21 protein-coding genes and 2 tRNA genes are annotated in these 18,569 nt (G+C 70.2%); 13 read left to right on the forward strand and 10 right to left on the reverse strand.

The genetic code is table 11. The features are described from left to right. The first annotated feature begins 118 nt into the window (after positions 1–118). From SLW52_RS16200 to SLW52_RS16235, 8 genes are all read left to right on the forward strand, one after another. The gene (locus SLW52_RS16200) at positions 119–1,045 is read left to right on the forward strand and encodes a hypothetical protein (RefSeq protein WP_267083873.1); all 927 of its coding nucleotides are present in this window, start codon (positions 119–121) and stop codon (positions 1,043–1,045) included. Positions 1,046–1,133: 88 nt separating this feature from the next. Next, positions 1,134–2,078: a LysR family transcriptional regulator gene (locus tag SLW52_RS16205; RefSeq protein ID WP_152244009.1), complete on the forward strand. Its 945-nt coding sequence runs from the start codon at positions 1,134–1,136 to the stop codon at positions 2,076–2,078. 27 nt (positions 2,079–2,105) lie between these two features. After that, the gene (locus tag SLW52_RS16210; RefSeq protein WP_320740715.1) at positions 2,106–4,028 is read left to right on the forward strand and encodes an MFS transporter; all 1,923 of its coding nucleotides are present in this window, start codon (positions 2,106–2,108) and stop codon (positions 4,026–4,028) included. Between the two features lie 153 nt (positions 4,029–4,181). Continuing rightward, positions 4,182–4,409, forward strand: coding sequence for a CD225/dispanin family protein (locus SLW52_RS16215; RefSeq protein WP_017915514.1), 228 nt, complete (start codon positions 4,182–4,184; stop codon positions 4,407–4,409). 46 nt (positions 4,410–4,455) lie between these two features. Next, positions 4,456–4,737 carry a CD225/dispanin family protein gene (locus SLW52_RS16220; protein ID WP_148829499.1) on the forward strand — a complete coding sequence of 94 codons (282 nt, stop codon included), beginning with the start codon at positions 4,456–4,458 and terminating at the stop codon, positions 4,735–4,737. Positions 4,738–4,793: 56 nt separating this feature from the next. Beyond that, the gene (locus SLW52_RS16225) at positions 4,794–5,216 is read left to right on the forward strand and encodes a DUF2752 domain-containing protein (RefSeq protein ID WP_017908845.1); all 423 of its coding nucleotides are present in this window, start codon (positions 4,794–4,796) and stop codon (positions 5,214–5,216) included. Between the two features lie 76 nt (positions 5,217–5,292). Then, entirely contained in the window at positions 5,293–5,631 is a 339-nt protein-coding gene (locus SLW52_RS16230; protein WP_026144348.1) for a CD225/dispanin family protein, read from the forward strand. A 5-nt stretch (positions 5,632–5,636) separates the two neighbouring features. Beyond that, positions 5,637–6,044, forward strand: a complete 408-nt coding sequence (locus SLW52_RS16235; protein ID WP_017908847.1) for a DUF2752 domain-containing protein — start codon at positions 5,637–5,639, stop codon at positions 6,042–6,044. Between the two features lie 73 nt (positions 6,045–6,117). On the opposite strand, the gene SLW52_RS16240 is transcribed toward SLW52_RS16235, so the two are convergent. The 5 genes from SLW52_RS16240 to SLW52_RS16260 are packed head-to-tail and all read right to left on the reverse strand — an operon-like array spanning position 6,118 to position 9,654. Then, complete coding sequence (locus SLW52_RS16240; protein ID WP_017909100.1) at positions 6,118–7,014, reverse strand: membrane protein; 897 nt, start codon at positions 7,012–7,014, stop codon at positions 6,118–6,120. 52 nt (positions 7,015–7,066) lie between these two features. Beyond that, the gene (gene nudC / locus SLW52_RS16245) at positions 7,067–7,996 is read right to left on the reverse strand and encodes an NAD(+) diphosphatase (protein ID WP_295948192.1); all 930 of its coding nucleotides are present in this window, start codon (positions 7,994–7,996) and stop codon (positions 7,067–7,069) included. A 48-nt stretch (positions 7,997–8,044) separates the two neighbouring features. Then, on the reverse strand, positions 8,045–8,431 hold the full coding sequence (erpA, locus tag SLW52_RS16250) for an iron-sulfur cluster insertion protein ErpA (protein WP_017908990.1): 387 nt from the start codon (positions 8,429–8,431) through the stop codon (positions 8,045–8,047). Between the two features lie 31 nt (positions 8,432–8,462). Beyond that, on the reverse strand, positions 8,463–8,912 hold the full coding sequence (locus SLW52_RS16255) for a polymer-forming cytoskeletal protein (protein ID WP_017908989.1): 450 nt from the start codon (positions 8,910–8,912) through the stop codon (positions 8,463–8,465). Positions 8,913–8,919: 7 nt separating this feature from the next. Continuing rightward, a complete protein-coding gene (locus SLW52_RS16260) occupies positions 8,920–9,654 on the reverse strand; it encodes a DUF6776 family protein (RefSeq protein ID WP_017912460.1) in 735 nt (244 codons plus the stop codon). A gap of 185 nt (positions 9,655–9,839) precedes the next feature. Between SLW52_RS16260 and SLW52_RS16265 the strand changes: the two genes are divergently transcribed. From SLW52_RS16265 to SLW52_RS16275, 3 genes are read left to right on the forward strand one after another with little or no spacing between them, the layout of a single operon-like run. Then, positions 9,840–10,469, forward strand: coding sequence for a DUF4126 domain-containing protein (locus SLW52_RS16265; RefSeq protein ID WP_267098768.1), 630 nt, complete (start codon positions 9,840–9,842; stop codon positions 10,467–10,469). 41 nt (positions 10,470–10,510) lie between these two features. Beyond that, positions 10,511–12,445 carry an EAL domain-containing protein gene (locus tag SLW52_RS16270; protein ID WP_320740720.1) on the forward strand — a complete coding sequence of 645 codons (1,935 nt, stop codon included), beginning with the start codon at positions 10,511–10,513 and terminating at the stop codon, positions 12,443–12,445. A 2-nt stretch (positions 12,446–12,447) separates the two neighbouring features. Then, positions 12,448–15,132 (forward strand): ATP-binding protein, encoded by a 2,685-nt coding sequence (locus tag SLW52_RS16275; protein ID WP_295940104.1) that lies wholly within the window; start codon positions 12,448–12,450, stop codon positions 15,130–15,132. 243 nt (positions 15,133–15,375) lie between these two features. On the opposite strand, the gene SLW52_RS16280 is transcribed toward SLW52_RS16275, so the two are convergent. From SLW52_RS16280 to SLW52_RS16295, 4 genes are all read right to left on the reverse strand, one after another. Beyond that, the gene (locus SLW52_RS16280; protein ID WP_295940107.1) at positions 15,376–15,711 is read right to left on the reverse strand and encodes a hypothetical protein; all 336 of its coding nucleotides are present in this window, start codon (positions 15,709–15,711) and stop codon (positions 15,376–15,378) included. Positions 15,712–15,908: 197 nt separating this feature from the next. After that, on the reverse strand, positions 15,909–16,379 hold the full coding sequence (gene bfr, locus SLW52_RS16285) for a bacterioferritin (protein ID WP_017910327.1): 471 nt from the start codon (positions 16,377–16,379) through the stop codon (positions 15,909–15,911). A 103-nt stretch (positions 16,380–16,482) separates the two neighbouring features. Further along, the gene (locus SLW52_RS16290) at positions 16,483–16,692 is read right to left on the reverse strand and encodes a (2Fe-2S)-binding protein (protein ID WP_017912292.1); all 210 of its coding nucleotides are present in this window, start codon (positions 16,690–16,692) and stop codon (positions 16,483–16,485) included. Between the two features lie 80 nt (positions 16,693–16,772). After that, entirely contained in the window at positions 16,773–17,384 is a 612-nt protein-coding gene (locus SLW52_RS16295; protein ID WP_010341422.1) for an RNA pyrophosphohydrolase, read from the reverse strand. 120 nt (positions 17,385–17,504) lie between these two features. Between SLW52_RS16295 and SLW52_RS16300 the strand changes: the two genes are divergently transcribed. Together SLW52_RS16300 and SLW52_RS16305 are read left to right on the forward strand one after the other, a co-directional pair. Then, positions 17,505–17,581 (forward strand) — tRNA-Met (locus SLW52_RS16300). A 41-nt stretch (positions 17,582–17,622) separates the two neighbouring features. Then, positions 17,623–17,697, forward strand: a tRNA-Gln gene (locus SLW52_RS16305). A 479-nt stretch (positions 17,698–18,176) separates the two neighbouring features. On the opposite strand, the gene rpsI is transcribed toward SLW52_RS16305, so the two are convergent. Continuing rightward, the gene (gene rpsI, locus SLW52_RS16310; protein WP_010341421.1) at positions 18,177–18,569 is read right to left on the reverse strand and encodes a 30S ribosomal protein S9; all 393 of its coding nucleotides are present in this window, start codon (positions 18,567–18,569) and stop codon (positions 18,177–18,179) included.

Raw genomic sequence — 18,569 nt, forward strand, 5'->3', positions numbered from 1 at the left:
AGTGTGATTCCCGCGCCGACAGGCCGGCCGGTTCCCCGGGGCCGCCGCTTCGAACGCAGGCGGCGTCCGGACTGGAGCGCCGCCCCACCACCGCCCCCGCGCCGAAGGAACCCGCACCATGCCCAGCACCGACATCGCCGAGGCGCTGCAGCAGCACGGGTATGCGGTGGTCCGCGGCTTCCTGGGCGACGGCGACATTCCCGACAGCCTGCTGCGCTTCCTGGAAGGCGCCGAGAAGTTCCACGACGGCGTGATCGGCGACCTGCCGGCGGCGGACATGCAGCGCATCCAGGCCCGCATCGCCGCCACCGTGCCGGCGGTGGCCGCGGCCATGGGCCTGGCGATCGCCGTCGACCGCTTCGGCTACTGCGCCATCCGCATCCGCGAAAGCCATGCCGCGCCAAGCCTGCGTCTGCCGTTCGACCAGCACCGCGATCCGAAGGCCGCGCCGGGCGGCGCGCTCAACTGGCACCTGGACCACTTCAGCTATTTCCTGCATGGCGACCACCGCAACTACCTGATCTGCTACATGCCGGTGCGCAAGCCCGATGCCGGCCTGGCCAACGTGGCCATCGTCGCCGACGACGTGGTCGCGCGGCTGGATCCGCAGCTGCACCAGCGCATCCAGGGCCGCGGCGCGCTGCGCTTCCGCTGCGTGGAGGCCGACACGCTGGACTGGTTCCGGCTGCGCTTTCCTGGCGAGGCCCTGGCCATCGGCGACTGGTACGCGATCGAGGATCTGTACGACGCCAGCCCCGGCTGGAAGATCGGCTTCGACCTGGAAGCGCACAAGGTGGTGCCGCACCTCGCGGTCGGCGACCTGCTGATCATGCGTGCCGACGTCATCCACCGCACCCACGACGCCGGCTGTGACCGCATCTCGGTGCGCTGCGACGCCCTGCCCGCGCAGGCGCCGCGGCTGGACACGCTGCGCGGCCTGCTCGGCATCACCCTGCGCTACCCGTTCATGAGCCGCAAGCGCCGCTACAACATCCGCCTGTGGCTGCGTCAGCAATGGCGCAAGCGGCTCGGGCGCACAGCATGAGGCGTGCACTGCGACAGACGCCGCGTGGCGCATGCAGCCCCGGCGCGGATCGGCTGCGGCATTGCCACCGTGCGCGCCAGGCAGCGCCATGCTGACCCTGCGCCAGCTCGAATTCGCCGTCGCCGTCGCCGAGGAAGGCAGCTTCACCGCGGCCGCGCGCCGCTGCCACACCGTGCAGTCGGCGCTGAGCCACCAGATCGCCAAGATCGAGCAGGCGCTGGGCGCGCGCCTGTTCGAACGCGGGGCGCGCCACGTGCGCGCCACCGCCGCCGGCGAGGTGTTCCTGCACAACGCGCGCGCCACCCTGCGCGCCGCCGAACGCCTGCACGAGGAAATGGCGCAGACCCTGGGCACGGTGCGCGGCCGCCTGCAGATCGGGCAGATCTCCTCGTTGAACGCGGTGCAGGTGCCGGCGGTGCTGCGCCGCTTCCGCGAGGCACACAGCGCGGTGGACGTGCACCTGCGCACCGGCATGAGCGATGCGCTGCTGCTGGAACTGGGCGAAGGCCGGCTCGACGTGGCCCTGGTCGGGGTCGGCCCGCACGTGGCGCTGCCGCCGCAACACCTGCTGCTGCACGAGGAACCGCTGGCGCTGATCGCCGCACCCGGCAACCGCTTCGCCGCGCGCCGCCAGGTCTCCCTGCGCGACCTGGAAGACGCGCCGATGGCCGGGCTGATCCCCGGCGCCGGCGTGCGCGGCATCATCGACCGCGCCTTCGCCGCCGCCGGCCTGCGCCAGCGCCTGCAGTACGAGGTCACCCACGCCGACCTGCAGCGGCAACTGGTGGCCGAGGACCTGGGCCTGGCGGTGGTGCCGCAGACCATGGCCACCGGCATGCACGGTGTGGCCACGGTGGCATTGCGCGAGCGCTTCCGCTTCCTCACCTACGCCGTGTGGCGGCCGGATCCGACCCCCGCCGCACGCGCCTTCATCGCCCTGCTGCGCGCCCAGCGCGACGCCCTGCAGGCCGCAGCCGACAGCGCCAGCACCGGTCGCCGCGCGCCGCGCCTGCGCGCGCGGCGAACCTGCTAGGCTGCGCGCGTTCGCAAAGGAGCCTGCATGTCCGCCCACAGCCAGTTCGCCCTGTTGCGGCAACGCCGCTTTCTGCCGTTCTTCGTGGTCCAGTCGCTGGGCGCGTTCAACGACAACGTGTACCGGCAGGCGATCATCGGCCTGCTGTTCTACCTGGGCGTGACCCCGGAGCAGCGCACGCTGTACACCAACCTGGCGCCGGCATTGTTCATCCTGCCGTACTTCCTGTTCTCCTCGCTGGCCGGGCAGATCGCCGAGAAGCTGGAAAAGTCGCGGCTGGTGGTCATCACCACCACGATGGAGATCGGCATCATGTCGCTGGCCGCGGTCGGCTTCCTGACCGAGAACATGGCGGTGCTGCTGGTGGCGCTGTTCTGCACCGGCCTGCAGTCGACCCTGTTCGGCCCGGTGAAGTACTCGATCCTGCCCTCGGTGCTCAAACCGGAAGAACTGACCGGCGGCAACGGCCTGGTCGAGATGGGCACCTCGATCTCGATCCTGTGCGGCATGATCCTGGGTGGGCTGATCTTCCAGATCGCCGGCAGCCACGGGCCGGTGGCCGCCGCCACCGCGGTGGTCGCGCTGGCGGTCACCGGCAACCTGATGGCGCGCTGCATCCCCAAGGTCGACGCCGGCGCACCCGAGCTGAAGATCAACTGGAACCCGCTGCCGGAATCGCTGGCGATCATGCGCCTGACCCGGCGCCAGCTGGCGGTGCGCAACGCCGTGCTCGGCGTGTCCTGGTTCTGGTTCGTCGGCACCGTGCTCACCGCGCAGTTGCCGACCTACGCCGAACTCAACCTGGGCGGCGCGCAGGACCTGTACATCTTCGCCCTGGCGCTGTTCTCGATCGGCACCGGCACCGGCTCGTTGCTGTGCGAGAAGCTGTCCGGGCGCACCGTCGAGATCGGCCTGGTGCCGCTGGGCGCGTTCGGCATCAGCGCCTTCATGCTCGACCTGTACTTCGCCCGCTCTGGCGCCGCGCTGCAGACCGGCCTGGGCATCGGCCAGTTCGTCCACCAGGCCGGCAGCTGGCGGATCATGCTCGACCTGGTCGGCATCGGCCTGTGCACCGGCCTGTTCGTGGTGCCGCTGTTCGCGCTGATCCAGAGCCGCACGCCGAAGGCAGAACTGTCGCGCGTCATCGCCGGGCTCAACATCCAGAACTCGCTGTTCATCGTGCTGGCCGCGATGATCGGCATCGCCCTGCAGATGCAGCAGTTGCACCTGTTCGGCGTGCGCATCCCGATGCCCGGGCTGAGCATCCCGCAGGTGTTCCTGGCGCTGGCCATCGCCAACGCGGTGGTGGCGATCTGGATCTTCAGCATCGTGCCCGAGTTCCTGATGCGCTTCCTCAGCTGGGTGATGGTGCGCACCCTGTACCGGCTGCGCCTGCACGGCGTCGAACGCCACGTGCCGGACGAGGGCGCGGCGCTGATCGTGTGCAACCACGTCAGCTACATGGACGCGCTGGTGCTGGCCGCGGCGATCCCGCGACCGGTGCGCTTCGTCATGTACTACCGCATCTTCAACATTCCGGTGATGCGCTGGATCTTCCGCACCGCCAAGGCGATTCCGATCGCCGGGGCGCGCGAGGATCCCGAGCTGATGCAGCGCGCGTTCGACGCCATCGACGCCGCGCTGGCCGAGGGCGAGCTGGTGTGCATCTTCCCCGAAGGCGCGCTGACCAAGGACGGCGAGATCGCCGCGTTCAAGTCCGGCGTGGAGAAGATCCTGGCCCGGCGCGCGGTGCCGGTGGTACCGATGGCGCTGCGCAACATGTGGACCAGCATGTGGAGCAAGCGCGATTCGCGGCTGCGGCGCATGCGCGTGCCACGGCGCTTCCGCGCCCACATCGAGGTGATCGCCGATGCGCCGGTAGCCGGGGGCCAGGCCACCGCCGAGACGTTGGAGGCGCAGGTGAGAAGGCTGCGTGGCGATGCCGCCTGAGTGCGGCGCAGGTGCCCTGGGCACGCGCTTCGGGTAAATTAACCGCAGGGGAGACGCCACAGGCCGTGGCGTCCAATGCGAAGGACCGAGCGGACAGTGAACCAGCCCGAACCACCAGCAGCGCCCAACGCGGGCGTCTACGTGCCCAACAACATGGTCTGGGCGATCCTGTCCACGCTGTTCTGCTGCCTGCCGCTGGGCATCGTGTCCATCGTCTACGCCGCGCAGGTGGATGGCCGCCGCGCTGCCGGCGACATCGAGGGCGCGCGCGCCGCCGCACGCAAGGCCGGCTGGTGGGCACTCGCGTCGCCGATCCTGGTCGTCGTGTGGATCTTCGTGGCCATCCTGCTGGAGGCGATCGGCAGCCTGGCCGGCAACTGACCCCCACCGTTTCCCGTTCCACCACCCAACCACCGGAGTAACACGGATGAATACCACCGCACCGCAAGTGTCCAACAACCTCGTCTGGGCGATCCTGACCACGCTGTTCTGCTGTCTGCCGCTGGGCATCGTGTCCATCGTCTACGCCTCGCAGGTCAACACCAAGCTCGCCGCGGGCGATGTGGCCGGTGCGCGCGATTCGTCGGACAAGGCCAAGAAGTGGGCGATCTACTCGGCGATCACCTCGGTGGTGCTGATCGTGCTGTACATGATCTTCCTCTTCGCCCTGGGCGGCCTGGGCATGATGCAGCAGTCGTCCATGTCCTGAGGACTGCGGCCGCCGTCGCCTGCGACGGCGGCCGGCCACGCGATCGTCCGCCTGCCATGTCCCTTCAGCGCCTGCAGTCCCTGCCCCGCTGGCTGCCGCTGGCCGCACTGAGCGGCGCCGCAGCGGTCGCCACCGTGGTGCTGCGCCGGGTCGATCCCAATGTCCCCGGCAATCCACTACCGGGTTGCCCGTTCCGCGCCCTCACCGGCCTGTATTGCCCCGGCTGCGGCAGTACCCGCTGCCTGCACGCGCTGGTGCACCTGGACCTGGCCCATGCCTGGACCAGCAATCCCCTGCTGGTGGTGGCACTGCCGCTGCTGGCGATCATGGCGCTCAACGCCGCCGGCCTGCGCCTGCGCCCGCTCGCGCCGCTGCTGAAGATCCTCGCCGACCCGCGATTATGGCTATGGGTGCTGCTCGGCTATGCGCTGCTGCGCAATCTGCCCTGGTATCCCTTCACGCTGCTCGCGCCGCACTGACGGCCCGCCACCTCCGCACCGCAGCGACTCGTCTAGACTCACCGACTGCCGTGCGCCACCCCTCGAGGAGATCCACATGAGCACCGTCAGCCCTGTCACGCCGCCGCCGCCCGCTCCCGGCCCGGTCCCCAACCATCTGGCCTGGGCGATCATCTCGACGGTGCTTGGCTTCTGCTTTTGCTGCCCGTCGTTGATCACCGGCATCGTCGCCATCGTGTTCTCCAGCAAGGTCAACGGCCTGCTCAACCAGGGCGACCTGGAGGGTGCGCGTCGCGCCTCCAACACCGCCAAGACCTGGTGCTGGGTGACCACCGCGCTGGCCATCATCGGCATACTCTTCACCACCTACAAACTCTCTACCGGCGGCATGCAGGGCTACATGGAGTTCATGCAGCAGATGCAGCACGCGAGCTGATCGGCATGCGCGCCTGGCAACAACGGGCGTGCCTGGGCGCCGCCGCCGCGTTCGCGGCCGGCGGCGCCACGCTGCTGTACCGCTTCGATCCCAATGCCGCGAACAACCCGTTCGCGCCGTGCATGTTCCATGCGCTCACCGGCTATTACTGCCCGGGCTGCGGCATGACCCGCGCCCTGCATGCGCTGGTGCACCTGGACCCGGTCGGCGCGTTCGCGATGAATCCCGGCGCAATGCTGGGCCTGGCCCTGTTGCCGGGCCTGATCGCCTGGAAGGCCGGCTGGCGCGCGGCCTGGTTTGCGCCAGTCGTGAGCGTGGTCTCGCGGCCGAATTTCTGGCTGGTCGCCCTGCCGGGCTACTGGATCGCGCGCAACCTGCCGTGGTTTCCGTTCACCCTGCTGGCGCCGCACTAGCCGGACGCAACACCTTGCGATTCGCACCGGGCGCGAGCAAGCGCCTGCGCGTAGGCGATTCTCGGCGCCTGGCTCAGCTGACCCAACCGGCGATCACCAGCAGCGCCAGCAGCACCAGCCACAGCAGCAGCACCCGCCACACCTGGCTCATCGCATCGCGCAGTTCGGGCAGGCGCCGCAGCGCCGGCACCACCATGCCCGCGTCGCTGTAGTCGTGCGCCTCGGCATCGAGTTCGCCGCGCACGCTGGCGCAGGCCACCGGCCCGAGAAAGCCGGTGTCCAGTTGCCACCGCTTGCCGCCAGCGGCGCGCCAGGCGCCGAACACCGCTTCGAAATTGCCGACCAGGGCCAGCGAGAAGGTCATCAGGTGCGCCACCGGCCATTCCAGCGCCGCCAGCAATGCGCGCGCGCCGGCGGCGGTCGCCGGCGGCAGCCGCGCGGCATAGGGGCCGACCGCGGCCAGCGCCAGCAGCCGATAACCCAGCGCGCCGAACGGCCCCAGCAACAGGAACCAGAACAGCACCGCGAACCAGCGGCGCAGCGCGCTGACCGCCACCGCCTCGACCAGCCCGGCCGGATCCTCACGCAGCGGCCCGCCATCGGCCTGCAGGTGCGCCACAGCCAGGCGTCGCGCGCTGGCGTCATCGGCGTCGATGATCGCCTCGACGTCGGTGTCCAGGTCGCGCGGGCCCCAGCTGAAGGCCAGCACCACGATCCCGAACAGCAGGGTCAGCAGGCCCAGGTGCGGCGCCGCCAGCAGCCATTGCAGCAGGCCGACCAGCAGCAGCGGCGGCAGCAGCGCCAGCGCGATGCCGTAGCGGCCGCGCCAGGCGCTGCCCTCGCCGGCATGCGTATCCAGCCAGCTCAGCCAGTCGCCGAAGGCGTCGAAGCGGCGCAACGAGGCCACCATGCCGGGCGCGACATGGCCCAGCACCAGGGCGACGATCACAGCGACGAGGGTCGTGAACATGCAGGTCCTCCGGGACCGTTCTGAAGCGGGTGCGCGGAACGTGCCGGCGCGGTCAGGCCGGCGCGCCGTGCCGGTACCAATCCTCGATCAGCGCGCGGGCGATGGAGATGCGTGGCGGCAGACGCAGGCCGTGCCCATCGTCGGCACTGTCGCCCTGCGCCGCCAGGCGCGCCAGCGCGGCGCCGACCTCCTCGCGCTCGAACCAGCGCGCGTCTTCCAGTTCGCCGTCGACCTGCGGCGTGTCCGCCTCCGCCTGCGCACTGAAGCCCAGCATCAGCGCGCCGGGAAACGGCCACGGCTGCGCGCCGTAGTAACGGCAGCTGCCAGGCCGCACCCGCACCTGGGTCTCTTCGGCCACCTCGCGCGCCACCGTCTGTTCCAGCGATTCGCCGGGCTCGACGAAGCCGGCGATCACCGAGTAGCGCCGCGCCGGCCAGCTCGCCTGGCGCCCCAGCAGCAGGCGCCGGCCATCACTGACCGCGACGATCACCGCCGGATCCACCCGCGGATAGTGTTCGCTGGCGCACTGCGTGCAGACGCCGAGGAAGCCGCCGCGCTGCAACGCGATGGTGCCGCCGCACACGCCGCAGAAGCGGGTGCGCGATTGCCAGTGCAGCATCGCGCGGGCGTAGGCGAACAGGCCCGCCTCCGGCGCCGGCCACTCGGCCGCGGCGCGGCGCAGGTCGATGCGCTGCGGCGGCGCCAGCGCCTGCGGCAGCGCGTCGGCGGCCAGCGCGAACCAGGCCTGATCCTGGTCCAGGCCAAGGAAGATGGCCTGCTCTGCCAGCGCGCCCAGGGCGGCGGCGCTGGCGATCAGCGGGCGTCCGTCGGCATCGGCATGCGCCTGGCCATCGGCTTCCAGCACCAGCACCCTGGCCTGTTCCCAGGCCTGGCGCAGCGCGGCCGGGTCGTTGCGTACGGCATCGGCACGGTCGATCGCAGGACCGGCGAAGGCGAAAGAGACAGGCGTCGGATCGGACATGCGCCGCAGGGTGCAGGCAAACCGTGCGTCCCGCAAGCCGCAGCGTGTCTACACGCTGAAGCTGCTGCCGCACCCGCAGGTGGTCTTGGCGTTGGGATTGCGGATCACGAACTGCGCTCCGTGCAGGCCTTCGCTGTAATCCACTTCCGCCCCCATCAGGTATTGCAGGCTGAGCGGGTCGACCAGCAGGGTGACCTGGTCGGTCTGCACCGCCAGGTCGTCCTCGGCGCGGTTCTCGTCGAACTCGAAGCCGTACTGGAAGCCGGAACAGCCGCCGCCCTGGATGTAGACGCGCAGCGCCAGCGCGTCGTTGCCTTCCTCGCGGATCAGCTCGCGCACCTTGGCCGCGGCGGCCGCGGTGAAGTTCAACGGCCGGTCCAGGGACTGGTAGTCGGGCGTGGGCGCGGCGCCGGGCAGGGAGACGAGAGTGCTCATGGCGGGAGAATGGGGACGGCGGACGGCCGAATCAAGCCTCGGCGGTGAGCGCGCGCGGCGGCTCGGCGTCGCCGGCGGCCTCGCGGTGCGCTTCCGGCGGCGCCAGGGCGGCCAGGCTGCCGGCGTGGATCAGGCGCCCGGTCAGCTGCGCGCCTGCGTTCATCTCCACCACTTGGTAGTGCACGTTGCCCTGCACCCGCGCCTTGGACGCCAGTTCCACGCGCTCGGCGGCATGCACGTCGCCGATCAGCTGGCCGTTGATGATCACCACCGGTGCGCGCACCTCGCCCTCGATACTGCCGTGCTCGGACAGGGTCAACGTGGCCGGCGCGCCGTCTTCGGCGACGACCTTGCCGAGGATGCGCCCTTCCACGTAGAGGCCGCCGCTGAACACCAGGTCGCCGCGGATCACCACCTGCGCGCCGATCAGCGTATCGACCACGGTCTGGCCGCTGTTGCGGCTGTTCTTGTTCCCAAACATAGGCTGATTATTCCCCTTTGCCGTTACCGGCCAATGTCCAATCGAAGGTCTGGCTGACCGGCGCCCCCCCGCCGCTCAATGCCACCCGCACCCGCTGCGGGGTGAAGCCCTTGGGCAGGATCACGCTGCCGTCCAGTTGCTGGAAGTAGCGGAACGAGTAGTCCTGCCCGGGCACACCGGTCTTCTGGTGCAGTTCGTCCCAGCCGACGCTGGTCAGTTTGCCGCCGCGCACGCCTTCCACGGTCAGCCGCAGCTGCCCCTGGCTGATCGCGCCGCGGTTGAGGTTCTGGGTCAGCACCACGTTGTAGCGCCAGGTGCCGCCGGCCTCGGCGGAGAACTCCACCGAATGCACGCTCAGGCCCTTGCGCTGGCTGGTCGCGCCGACCAGGCGCTCGTAGAACGCCACGTCGGCACGCAGCCCGGCGATCTCCTCGTCGCGCTCTGCCAGCGAACTCTGCACCTCGTTGTTGGCGGCGCGGCTGATCTGGTCGGAACGGGCCAGGGTCGCCTGGCGCTGGTTGAGCGTCTCGATCTGCCGCTGCTGCGCCTGCAGGTTGCGTTCGGCCTCGCGCAACTGCGCGCTGACCGCACCGAGCCGCGGCGCGGCCTGGCGGCTGGCCAGCCACCAGGTCAGCGCCAGCGACAGCAGCCACAGCCCGGCGAGCAACAACCACAGCCCGCGGCCGCGGCGGGGCGCGGCGCCATTGGGCACGATCTGGAAACGGGGAACGGGTCGGTTCATGCGCGCTGCCGCGCCACCGAGGCGGCGCCGGCGTCGATCCTCGCGGGTCGGCCTGCTGGGCCACCTAGTGTAAGCCACCCTCCTGAGCAGCGCCGGACTGCGCGGCCGGCCCGCGCCACGGGCTGGCCTTCGTGGCGGGCTTGGCCGATAGTGGCCGGCATCCGTGCTTTGCAGGAGCGCCTGCCATGACCGACGCCCATCTCTTCGTAATCGGCATCCTGCTGGCCTGGCTGGCCGGCATCCGCGTCTACCTGACCGTGTTCGGCATCGGCCTGGCCGGCCTGCTCGGCTGGCTGGAGCTGCCGCCGGCACTGCAGGCGACGCAGTCGTGGTGGGTGCTCGGCACCTCCGGCGCGCTGGCGCTGGCCGAGTTCTTCGCCGACAAGATCCCCGGCGTGGATTCGGTGTGGGACCTGCTGCAGACCCTGACCCGGATTCCGGCCGGCGCCTTCCTAGCCGCGGCCACGCTTTCGCCCGACGGCCAGCTGAGCGCCGGCGCGTTGGCCACCGGCGCGGGCGTGGCGCTGACCAGCCACGCGCTCAAGGCCGGCACCCGCGCCCTGCTCAACACCTCGCCGGAACCGGCCAGCAACTGGATCGCCTCGCTGGCCGAGGATTCGGTGGTGATCGCCGCGCTGGCCCTGGCCCTCGCGCACCCGTGGCTGGCACTGACCGTCGTGCTGGCGGCGAGCGCGCTCGGCGCGTTGCTGGTGTGGTGGACATGGCGCCTGCTGTGGCGGGGCATGCGCCGCCTGCTGGCCTCGCCGACGGCACCGACCGGCAACCCCTCGCAGCCCGGCGCACAGCCATCGTGAACTTCGTCGCATAATTGGACGCGCCCCAGGAACCAGACGCGATGCCCGCCAACGACACCGCTCCGCTTTCCCCTCGCGAGGACGCGCGCGCGCGCCATGTCCGCGCCGAGACCCCGCCGCCGCACTACTGGCGGCGCTGGGTCGGCGATGCGGAGCGCGCGGCGCCCGCCGACCCTGTCGCCGGTGACGGCCTGGCCGCTCCGGTGCCCACCGAACTGGCGGCAGCCGCCACGCCGCTGGCCGCCAGCGAGCACGACGACGGCACCGCCGACGCCAACGCGACCGCCTTCGTCGTCGCCGACGCCGCCTCCGATCCCGCCGCACCGGCCGCGGCCGCGCCGTACCGCGTGCTGATCGTCGAGGACGACCGCGCGCAGGCGCTGTTCGCGCAGAGCGTGCTGCATGGCGCCGGCATGCATGCGCAGGTGCAGATGCAGGCCGAAGGCGTGCAGCAGGCCATCGTCGACTACCGGCCGGACCTGATCCTGATGGATCTGCACATGCCGGGACTGGACGGCATGCGCCTGACCGCGCTGATCCGCCAGCAGCCGCAGCACCAGCTGCTGCCGATCGTGTTCCTGTCCGGCGACGCCGATCCGGAACTGGAATACGAAGTGCTCGACAGCGGCGCCGACGACTTCCTGACCAAGCCGATCCGGCCGCGGCACCTGATCGCCGCGGTCTCCAACCGCATCCGCCGCGCCCGCCAGCAGGCCCAGCAAGGTCACGCCGAGGCGGTGCCGCTGAACAATCCCGAGACCGGCCTGCCGACCCGCGCCCACGTGCTGCAGTTGCTGGACACGACGCTGCGCGCGCGCCGCCCCGGCAGCCTGTACTTCATCGAGATCGCCAGCGCGCTCGGCCTGCGCGAACGCTATGGCTACGCTGCGTTCGAGCGGCTGATGGTGCAGGCCGGGCGCCGCCTGGCCGGCATCACCGCGCCGCAGCCGCTGGCGCGGCTCAACGACAACAGCTTCCTGCTGCTGGCCGACGACGCCGATGCCGACGCGCAGCGGCAACGCGCGCAGAGCCTGCGCGACACCCTGTCCGGCCACGCCTTCCCATTGCGCGAGGACGAGGCGCTGCACCTGCGCTGCGCGATCGGCTACGCCGACTTCGGCCATGGCTTCGAGGACGCCGGCAGCGCGCTCGAAGCGGTCGAACGCACCGCACTGCAGGCGCGGCTGCATCCGCAGAGCATCGCCGCCTACGTGCCGCCGCGCACAGACGAGGACCTGCAGCGCATCGGGATGCTGGAGGGACAACTGGAACCGGCCTACCAGCCGATCGTCGCCGTCGCCGGCGGCGACATCGCCCAGTACCAGGTCCTGCTGCGCCTGCGCCAGCGCGACGGCAGCCTGCTCTCGGCCGGCCAGGTGCTGCCGGCCGCCGAGGCCGGCGGACGCCTCGCCGACCTCGACCAGCAGGTGCTGGACCACGCGCTGGGCCTGCTGCATCTGTACCAGCACGCCACCCCGCCGCTGCGCCTGTTCGTCTCGCAGTCCACGCGCACGCTGGCGCGCACCGCCTTCGCCGAATGGCTGATCGACACCATCGGCCGGCGCGGCGTCACCGGCACCTCGCTGGTGATCGACCTGCGCCTGGACGATGCGCTGGTCCACACCGCCACGCTGCAGCAGTTCTGCGCACGGCTGATGCCGCTGGGCGTGCAGTTCTGCATCAGCCAGTTCGAACCGGGCGCCGAGGCCGAAGCGCTACTGGCGCATCTGCCGCTGGGTTATCTGCGCCTGTCGGCACGCTTCGCCGGCGCGCATGCCGATGCCGAACTGCGCGACCAGCTGCGCGCCACCATCGACCTGGCACACCGCGCCGGCCTGCTGATCATCGGCCAGCAGATCGAACAGGCGCAGGCCGCGGCCGCGATGTGGATGGGCGGGGTCGACTTCATCCAGGGCAACCTGGTGCAGTCGGTCGGCGACCAGCTGAACTTCGACTTCCAGAACGCGGTGCTCTAGCCATGTCCGTCCGCAGACGTCGGCCCGTCCCGCGGCCGGCGACCTTCGCCGCGGCGCTCGCCGTCGCCGGCACCTTGCTGGCACTGCCGCCGCTGGCGCTGCCGTTGCCGCCGCTGTGGCATTGGCTGGCGCCGCTGTGCATGGCCGCCGCCGCGGCGCTGGCCACCCTGGCTGGCTGCCGCGCGCGCCAGCAGATCGAACGCCTGGATGCGGCGCTGGCGCGTGCCGCGCTGGCCGAGTCCGAGCGCAACGCCCTGCAGCACGACGTGCACGTGCGCGAGCGGCTGGAACAGGAACTGCTGCAGGCCAAGCAGGCCGCCGAGGCCGCCGTGCTGGCCAAGGGCGAGTTCCTGGCGACGATGAGCCACGAGATCCGCACCCCGCTGAACGGCATCATCCCGATGCTGGAACTGATCGGGCGCGGCCCGCTCGGCCTGGACCAGCGCGAGATGCTGCGCGCGGCCAACACCTCCTCGCTGCAACTGCTGCGCATCGTCGACGACATCCTGGACTACTCCAAGCTGGAAGCGAACCGGCTGGAGCTGGAGATCACCACCTTCAACCTGCGCGAACTGCTCGACGGCGTGCTGGAGCTGATGCAGCGCGCGGCCGAGGCCAAGGGCCTGCGCATGGCGCTGCAACTGGACCCGGCGGTGCGCCTGCCGGTGCGAGGCGATCCGGTGCGCCTGCGCCAGGTGCTGAGCAACCTGCTCGGCAACGCGGTCAAGTTCACCGCGCGCGGCGGCATCGACCTGAGCGTGCGCCGGCTCGGCGAGACCCCGGCACAGCACCTGCTGCGCTTCGAGGTACGCGACACCGGCATCGGCATCAGCGCCGAGCGCCAGGAGCACCTGTTCCAGGCCTTCACCCAGGCCGACGCCTCCACCACCCGCCTGTACGGCGGCACCGGGCTGGGCCTGACCATCTGCAAGCGCATCGTCGAACTGATGGGCGGGCGCATCGGCGTGGCGTCGCGGCAGGGCCAGGGCGCCACGTTCTGGTTCGAGATCCCGCTGCTGAAGGTGATCGGCGACCTGCCGCAGAATCCGGGCGGCCTGCCGCGGCTGCATGCGCTGCTGGTCGGCGCCGACCAGCGCCTGCAGCAGCGCCTGAGCGTGCTGCTGCCGAACTGGGGCGTGCAGGTGAGCAAGGTCGATTCGACCCAGGAGGCGCTGGAGCGGCTGCGCGGCAACGGCAGTGGCGGTAGCGTGCGCCCGACCTACGATCTGGTGATCGGCGACCTGGACGGGCTGCGGCAGAGCGCGCGCGCCTTGCAACGGGCGGTGGCGCGCCTGCCGGCGCCGCAGACCGCGCGGCTGATCTGGCTGTACGGCGAGGCCGACATTCCCGAGGAAATCCGCGCGCACGGCGCGCTGCTGTCGCGTCAGGCCGCCGACATCGACCTGCGCAGCATGCTGGCGCTGGCCCCGGCGACGCCGAGCCTGGCCAGCGAGACCGCTGGCGAAGGCACCGACACCGCCGACGCGTTCTACCACGATGCCTTCGCGACGGACGTCATGGACGCCCCCGCACCGGCCCGCACCGCGGAACCGACGACCGTCGCGGCCGACGCGCCGCCGCCGCGCAGCGGCTACCGCCTGCTGCTGGTCGAGGACAATCCGGTCAACCTGATGGTGGCGCGGCGGCTGCTGGAATCGCTCGGCCACCACGCCGACAGCGTCGAGGACGGCGCCGCCGCATTGGCGCAGTTGTCGCGGCAGCCGTACGACCTGGTGATGATGGACTGCCAGATGCCGGTGCTGGACGGCTACGCCGCTACCCGGCAGTGGCGCCAGCGCGAGGCCGATGCGTCGCGCCCGCGCCTGCCGATCGTGGCGATGACCGCCAATGCGATGGCCGGCGACCGCCAGCGCTGCCTCGATGCCGGCATGGACGATTACCTGTCCAAGCCGCTCGACCGCGCGCGGCTGGAGGACTGCCTGCAGCGCTGGCTGCCGCTGCAGCCGGCGGTCGCGCCGGCCGGCGCGGCGTTCGCGCCGGAGGCGGATGCAGCCGCGGACGGGTCCGCGGCGATCGCCAGCGGGCCAGCGGCGGATGCGCTCGCCGAGGCGGTGCACGTCGAACCGCAGGACACCCGCCACACCACCCTGCACACGACGGACGCCGCCACGGTATCCAGCCCCACCACCACGTCGACCGCCTCGCTGCCATCGCCCGATCACGCCACGCTCGACGCCCCCCCGGCAGCGCCTGCGCTGGAACAGGACCTGGCATCGCGCGTCGCCACCGCAACGTCGACGCCACCGCTCGCCGCGCCGGAGGCAGACGATCCGGAACCGCCATCAGCGGTACCGGCGCCGGTGCTGGAGATCGCCGTGCTCGACGAGTTGCGCGAGGTCATCGGCTCGGCCAGCGTGGCGCAGATCGTCGAGCTGTTCCTGGCCGATGCGCCGCTGCTGATCCAGCGCCTGGAGCAGGCTGCGGCGACGGCGCAGAGCGACGCGCTGCGCGAGGCCGCACACACGCTGAAGTCCTCGGCCGCCAACCTCGGCGCACTGGCGCTGTCGGCGGCGGCGCTGCGCATCGAGTCGGGCGTGCGCACCGGCACGCTGGATCGCCCGGTGGTCGCGGTCGCCCTGGTGATCGCCGAGTTCGCGCGCGCGCGCCTGGCGCTGAGCGGCTACCGCGCCAGCGTCCGCGATGCCGCCGAGCCCGCCGAACCCTAGCGCGGTATCGCGCTACGGCGCGTCTGCAGGCGACACGATCGCCCGCAAGACCCGGCCACAGTGCATCGAAGACATCGACGCACGGCCTACTGCCTTTCTTGTAGCAGCGCTTCAGCGCGACAAGGTGCTACCGGTAACGCCATCGCGGCTGAAGCCGCTCTTGCAGGAACAGTGGCGCTGTGCATGCATGGCTGTCGTGGTGCACCTGCATGACCTTCGCCAAGCCGCATGCTCCACCCGCGATCACGCGCAGAGGACGCCGCGAGATTCAGCAGCGACGTGTTGCGGTGGTCCGTACAGGAAGGTCTCGCTGCGCTTGCGCCGTACCGCCGCAGTCGCCGCCTGCCCGGTGCGTGCAGAAACGGCTTCAACCGCGACGATCACCATCAACGCGTCGCGGCTGAAGCCGCTCCCACAGGAGAGCGAGGTGGTGCGATGCCGATGCCATGTCGGCCGCATGGATTCGCGCAGGAGCGGCACGTGCCGCTGTTCGGGATCAGCGGCGACTTTCGGCCTGCAACGCGTCGCGGCGGAAGCCGTTCCAACAGAAAGGGCAACGCCGCACGATGCGGGTGCCATGTCGTCACCATGGATTCGCGCAGAAGCAGCGTGTGCCGCTGCGCTGGATCAGCGGCGTCCTTGCGCCAGCCACGCGTCGCGGCTGCATGACAGTTGACTCCTGCATGTGCATGTCAGCGCCATCCCGGAGCGCAGAGCGAACAACATCCTGCGCGGCGCCGACACAGGCCAGCGCCGCGGCGTGATGCGCCGACGATTCAGTCGTCGAGCTTGGTCAGCAGGTAGTTCGGCTCGCCGATCCGGTCGATCAGGTCGAGCTGGGTTTCCAGCCAGTCGATATGCTCTTCTTCCGATTCCAGAATGTCGGCCAGGAGCTGGCGGCTGACGTAGTCCTGGATCGATTCGGCGTAGGCGATGCCTTCGCGCAGGGTGACCGTGCCGTCCTGCTCCAGCGCCAGGTCGCACTCGAGGATTTCCTTGGGGTTCTCGCCGATGCGCAGCTTGCCCAGCGCCTGGAAGTTGGGGAGCCCCTCGAGGAACAGGATGCGGTCCGCCAGCTTGTCGGCGTGCTTCATCTCGTCGATGGATTCCTTGTACTCGTGCTCGGCCAGTTCCTTTAGACCCCAGTTCTTCAGCATCTTGGCGTGCAGGAAGTACTGGTTGATCGCGGTCAGCTCGTTGTAGAGGACCTTGTTGAGGAACTCGATGACTTTGCTGTCGCCCTTCATTGCATCGCTCGCGTAAGCCGGAAAGCGCAGACTCTAGCGAATCGCGCTGCGGCGTGAAGGAACGCGAATCGTGATCATCCCGCGCTGCAGCGCGGCGACGGCCTCAGGCGGCGCGGGCCAGGCCGCCAAGCACCGGCAACGGCAGCTCGCGGCTCAGCGCGCGCTCCAGCAGGTCGCCCGCCATGTCCAGGCAGGAGCCGCAGGTGGCCCCGCAGCCCGTGCGCATGGTCAGTTCGGACACGCTGCGGCAGCCGGCTTCGGCGGCTTCGCGGATCTGGCGATCGGTGACCCCATTGCAGATGCAGACGTACACGGCGGGCTTGGCGGCGGACGGCGCGGACTGCGCCTGGCGCCCATTCAAACCAAAGTGAGAATGGTTGTCAATTCCGCCCGTTAATCGTTATTAATCCGCGCCGCCCACGGTCCGCCGCGCTTGCGTGGACGCTTGCGCGGCCGCTCGTGGCCCGCCGTATTGCCCGGCAGCCAGGCCTCCTGGGCCAGGGTCGGCATGGCGCGGATGCCGGCGCCGGCGATGGTCTGCGCCAGCGGCGCCAGGTGGCGCAGCGCCCGCGCATAGACCCCGCGCTTGAACAGCACCACGTGCTCCACCGGGTACCAGAAATCGACCCAGCGCCAGTGGTCGAACTCCGGCGTCTCGGTCAGTTCCAGATTCAGCTGGCTCTCGTCGCACTGCATCCGCAGCAGGAACCAGACCTGCTTCTGGCCGATGCAGACCTGGCGCTCGTTGCGGCGGATAGCCCGGCTGGGCAGGCGATAGCGCAGCCAACCGGGGGTGGCGCCGAGCACTTCCACATGCTCGGGCAACAGCCCGGTTTCTTCGCGCAACTCGCGGTACATGGCCTCCACCGGGGTCTCGTCGGTGTTCATGCCGCCTTGCGGGAACTGCCAGCCGTCCCGGCGCACACGGCGTGCCCAGAACACCTGACCATCCGGCCGCATCAGCACGATGCCTACGTTCGGTCGATAGCCGTCCGGATCGATCACGATGCGGACTCCTGAAAAATCTACTGGCTCCGACTCTGCCATGGCTGCGGCCGGGCCACAAGCAGCGCAGAAACCCGTTGACAGCCGCCCGCTTCTCCATAAGAATTGGCGGTTCACCAGGGCTATGTAGCTCAGCCGGTTAGAGCACAGCACTCATAATGCTGGGGTCGGTGGTTCGAGTCCACCCATAGCCACCATGGTGTGTACGCCCAAGGCGTGCGATACTTGCAGTCCACATTGCCCCGTCGCCAAGCGGTAAGGCACCTGACTCTGACTCAGGCATTCGGTGGTTCGAATCCATCCGGGGCAGCCAAACACACAAAAAAGGCCGATCGAAAGATCGGCCTTTTTTGTGTGTTTGGCTGCGGGTTCGCGCAGGCGCAAAGCGCCTGCGCCCCACACCTTGCTGCGCAAGGTGCGGGCCCCGGCCTTCCGCTTCCACATCCCCGCGCCTGTCGGCGCGCCCCCTTGGACTCCAAGGGGGCTACTCCACCAGATGGAATGCGGATCGTTGGAAGCAGGCGCGAGCCTATGAACTTCATCGGAAGCATTTCGGCAGCGGGGCGCACGACCTCGAGCGTGAGGCAGGAAACCTCCCAGCGACCCCGGACCTCCAATCAGGCCGGCGACCGCCCAAGCCCGTGAGTAGATCCAACGAGGCAGAGCCTCGACGACCACCACTGCACTTGCCAGCACAAACCACAACCCTAGAACGACAAAAGCCCGGCCGAAGCCGGGCTCTTGCTTGGTCCCCAGCAGGCTCCCGAGGGAGCCCACGCCAGGCGCGATGGATCAGCGCTTGGAGAACTGGGTGGCGCGACGGGCCTTGTGCAGACCGACCTTCTTACGCTCGACTTCGCGGGCGTCGCGGGTCATGAAGCCGGCCTTGCGCAGCTCGGTCTTCAGGGTTTCGTCGTACTCCACCAGCGCACGGGCGATGCCCAGGCGGATCGCACCGGCCTGGCCGGTGGTGCCGCCGCCGGTGGCGGTGACCAGGATGTCGAAGCTTTCGGTGTTCTTGGTCAGCTCCAGCGGCTGGCGCACGATCATGCGCGCAGTCTCGCGGCCGAAGAACTCATCCAGCGGACGGCCGTTGACGGAGATGTTGCCGGTGCCCTTGCGCAGGAACACGCGGGCGGTGGAGGACTTGCGGCGGCCAGTGCCGTAGTTTTGCGAAATCGCCAT

Source organism: Xanthomonas sp. LF02-5, from assembly GCF_034105325.1.
In the GTDB taxonomy this organism is placed as follows: Bacteria; Pseudomonadota; Gammaproteobacteria; order Xanthomonadales; family Xanthomonadaceae; genus Xanthomonas_A; species Xanthomonas_A sontii.

Excerpts from the sequence above, each read along its gene's own strand:
- SLW52_RS16200 (WP_267083873.1), top strand. The coding sequence starts at position 119 with ATGCCCAGCACCGACATCGCCGAGGCGCTGCAGCAGCACGGGTATGCG.
- SLW52_RS16205 (WP_152244009.1), top strand. The coding sequence starts at position 1,134 with ATGCTGACCCTGCGCCAGCTCGAATTCGCCGTCGCCGTCGCCGAGGAA.
- SLW52_RS16210 (WP_320740715.1), top strand. The coding sequence starts at position 2,106 with ATGTCCGCCCACAGCCAGTTCGCCCTGTTGCGGCAACGCCGCTTTCTG.
- SLW52_RS16215 (WP_017915514.1), top strand. The coding sequence starts at position 4,182 with ATGGTCTGGGCGATCCTGTCCACGCTGTTCTGCTGCCTGCCGCTGGGC.
- SLW52_RS16220 (WP_148829499.1), top strand. The coding sequence starts at position 4,456 with ATGAATACCACCGCACCGCAAGTGTCCAACAACCTCGTCTGGGCGATC.
- SLW52_RS16225 (WP_017908845.1), top strand. The coding sequence starts at position 4,794 with ATGTCCCTTCAGCGCCTGCAGTCCCTGCCCCGCTGGCTGCCGCTGGCC.
- SLW52_RS16230 (WP_026144348.1), top strand. The coding sequence starts at position 5,293 with ATGAGCACCGTCAGCCCTGTCACGCCGCCGCCGCCCGCTCCCGGCCCG.
- SLW52_RS16235 (WP_017908847.1), top strand. The coding sequence starts at position 5,637 with ATGCGCGCCTGGCAACAACGGGCGTGCCTGGGCGCCGCCGCCGCGTTC.
- SLW52_RS16240 (WP_017909100.1), bottom strand. The coding sequence starts at position 7,014 with ATGTTCACGACCCTCGTCGCTGTGATCGTCGCCCTGGTGCTGGGCCAT.
- nudC (WP_295948192.1), bottom strand. The coding sequence starts at position 7,996 with ATGTCCGATCCGACGCCTGTCTCTTTCGCCTTCGCCGGTCCTGCGATC.
- erpA (WP_017908990.1), bottom strand. The coding sequence starts at position 8,431 with ATGAGCACTCTCGTCTCCCTGCCCGGCGCCGCGCCCACGCCCGACTAC.
- SLW52_RS16255 (WP_017908989.1), bottom strand. The coding sequence starts at position 8,912 with ATGTTTGGGAACAAGAACAGCCGCAACAGCGGCCAGACCGTGGTCGAT.
- SLW52_RS16260 (WP_017912460.1), bottom strand. The coding sequence starts at position 9,654 with ATGAACCGACCCGTTCCCCGTTTCCAGATCGTGCCCAATGGCGCCGCG.
- SLW52_RS16265 (WP_267098768.1), top strand. The coding sequence starts at position 9,840 with ATGACCGACGCCCATCTCTTCGTAATCGGCATCCTGCTGGCCTGGCTG.
- SLW52_RS16270 (WP_320740720.1), top strand. The coding sequence starts at position 10,511 with ATGCCCGCCAACGACACCGCTCCGCTTTCCCCTCGCGAGGACGCGCGC.
- SLW52_RS16275 (WP_295940104.1), top strand. The coding sequence starts at position 12,448 with ATGTCCGTCCGCAGACGTCGGCCCGTCCCGCGGCCGGCGACCTTCGCC.
- SLW52_RS16280 (WP_295940107.1), bottom strand. The coding sequence starts at position 15,711 with ATGGCACCCGCATCGTGCGGCGTTGCCCTTTCTGTTGGAACGGCTTCC.
- bfr (WP_017910327.1), bottom strand. The coding sequence starts at position 16,379 with ATGAAGGGCGACAGCAAAGTCATCGAGTTCCTCAACAAGGTCCTCTAC.
- rpsI (WP_010341421.1), bottom strand. The coding sequence starts at position 18,569 with ATGGCGATTTCGCAAAACTACGGCACTGGCCGCCGCAAGTCCTCCACC.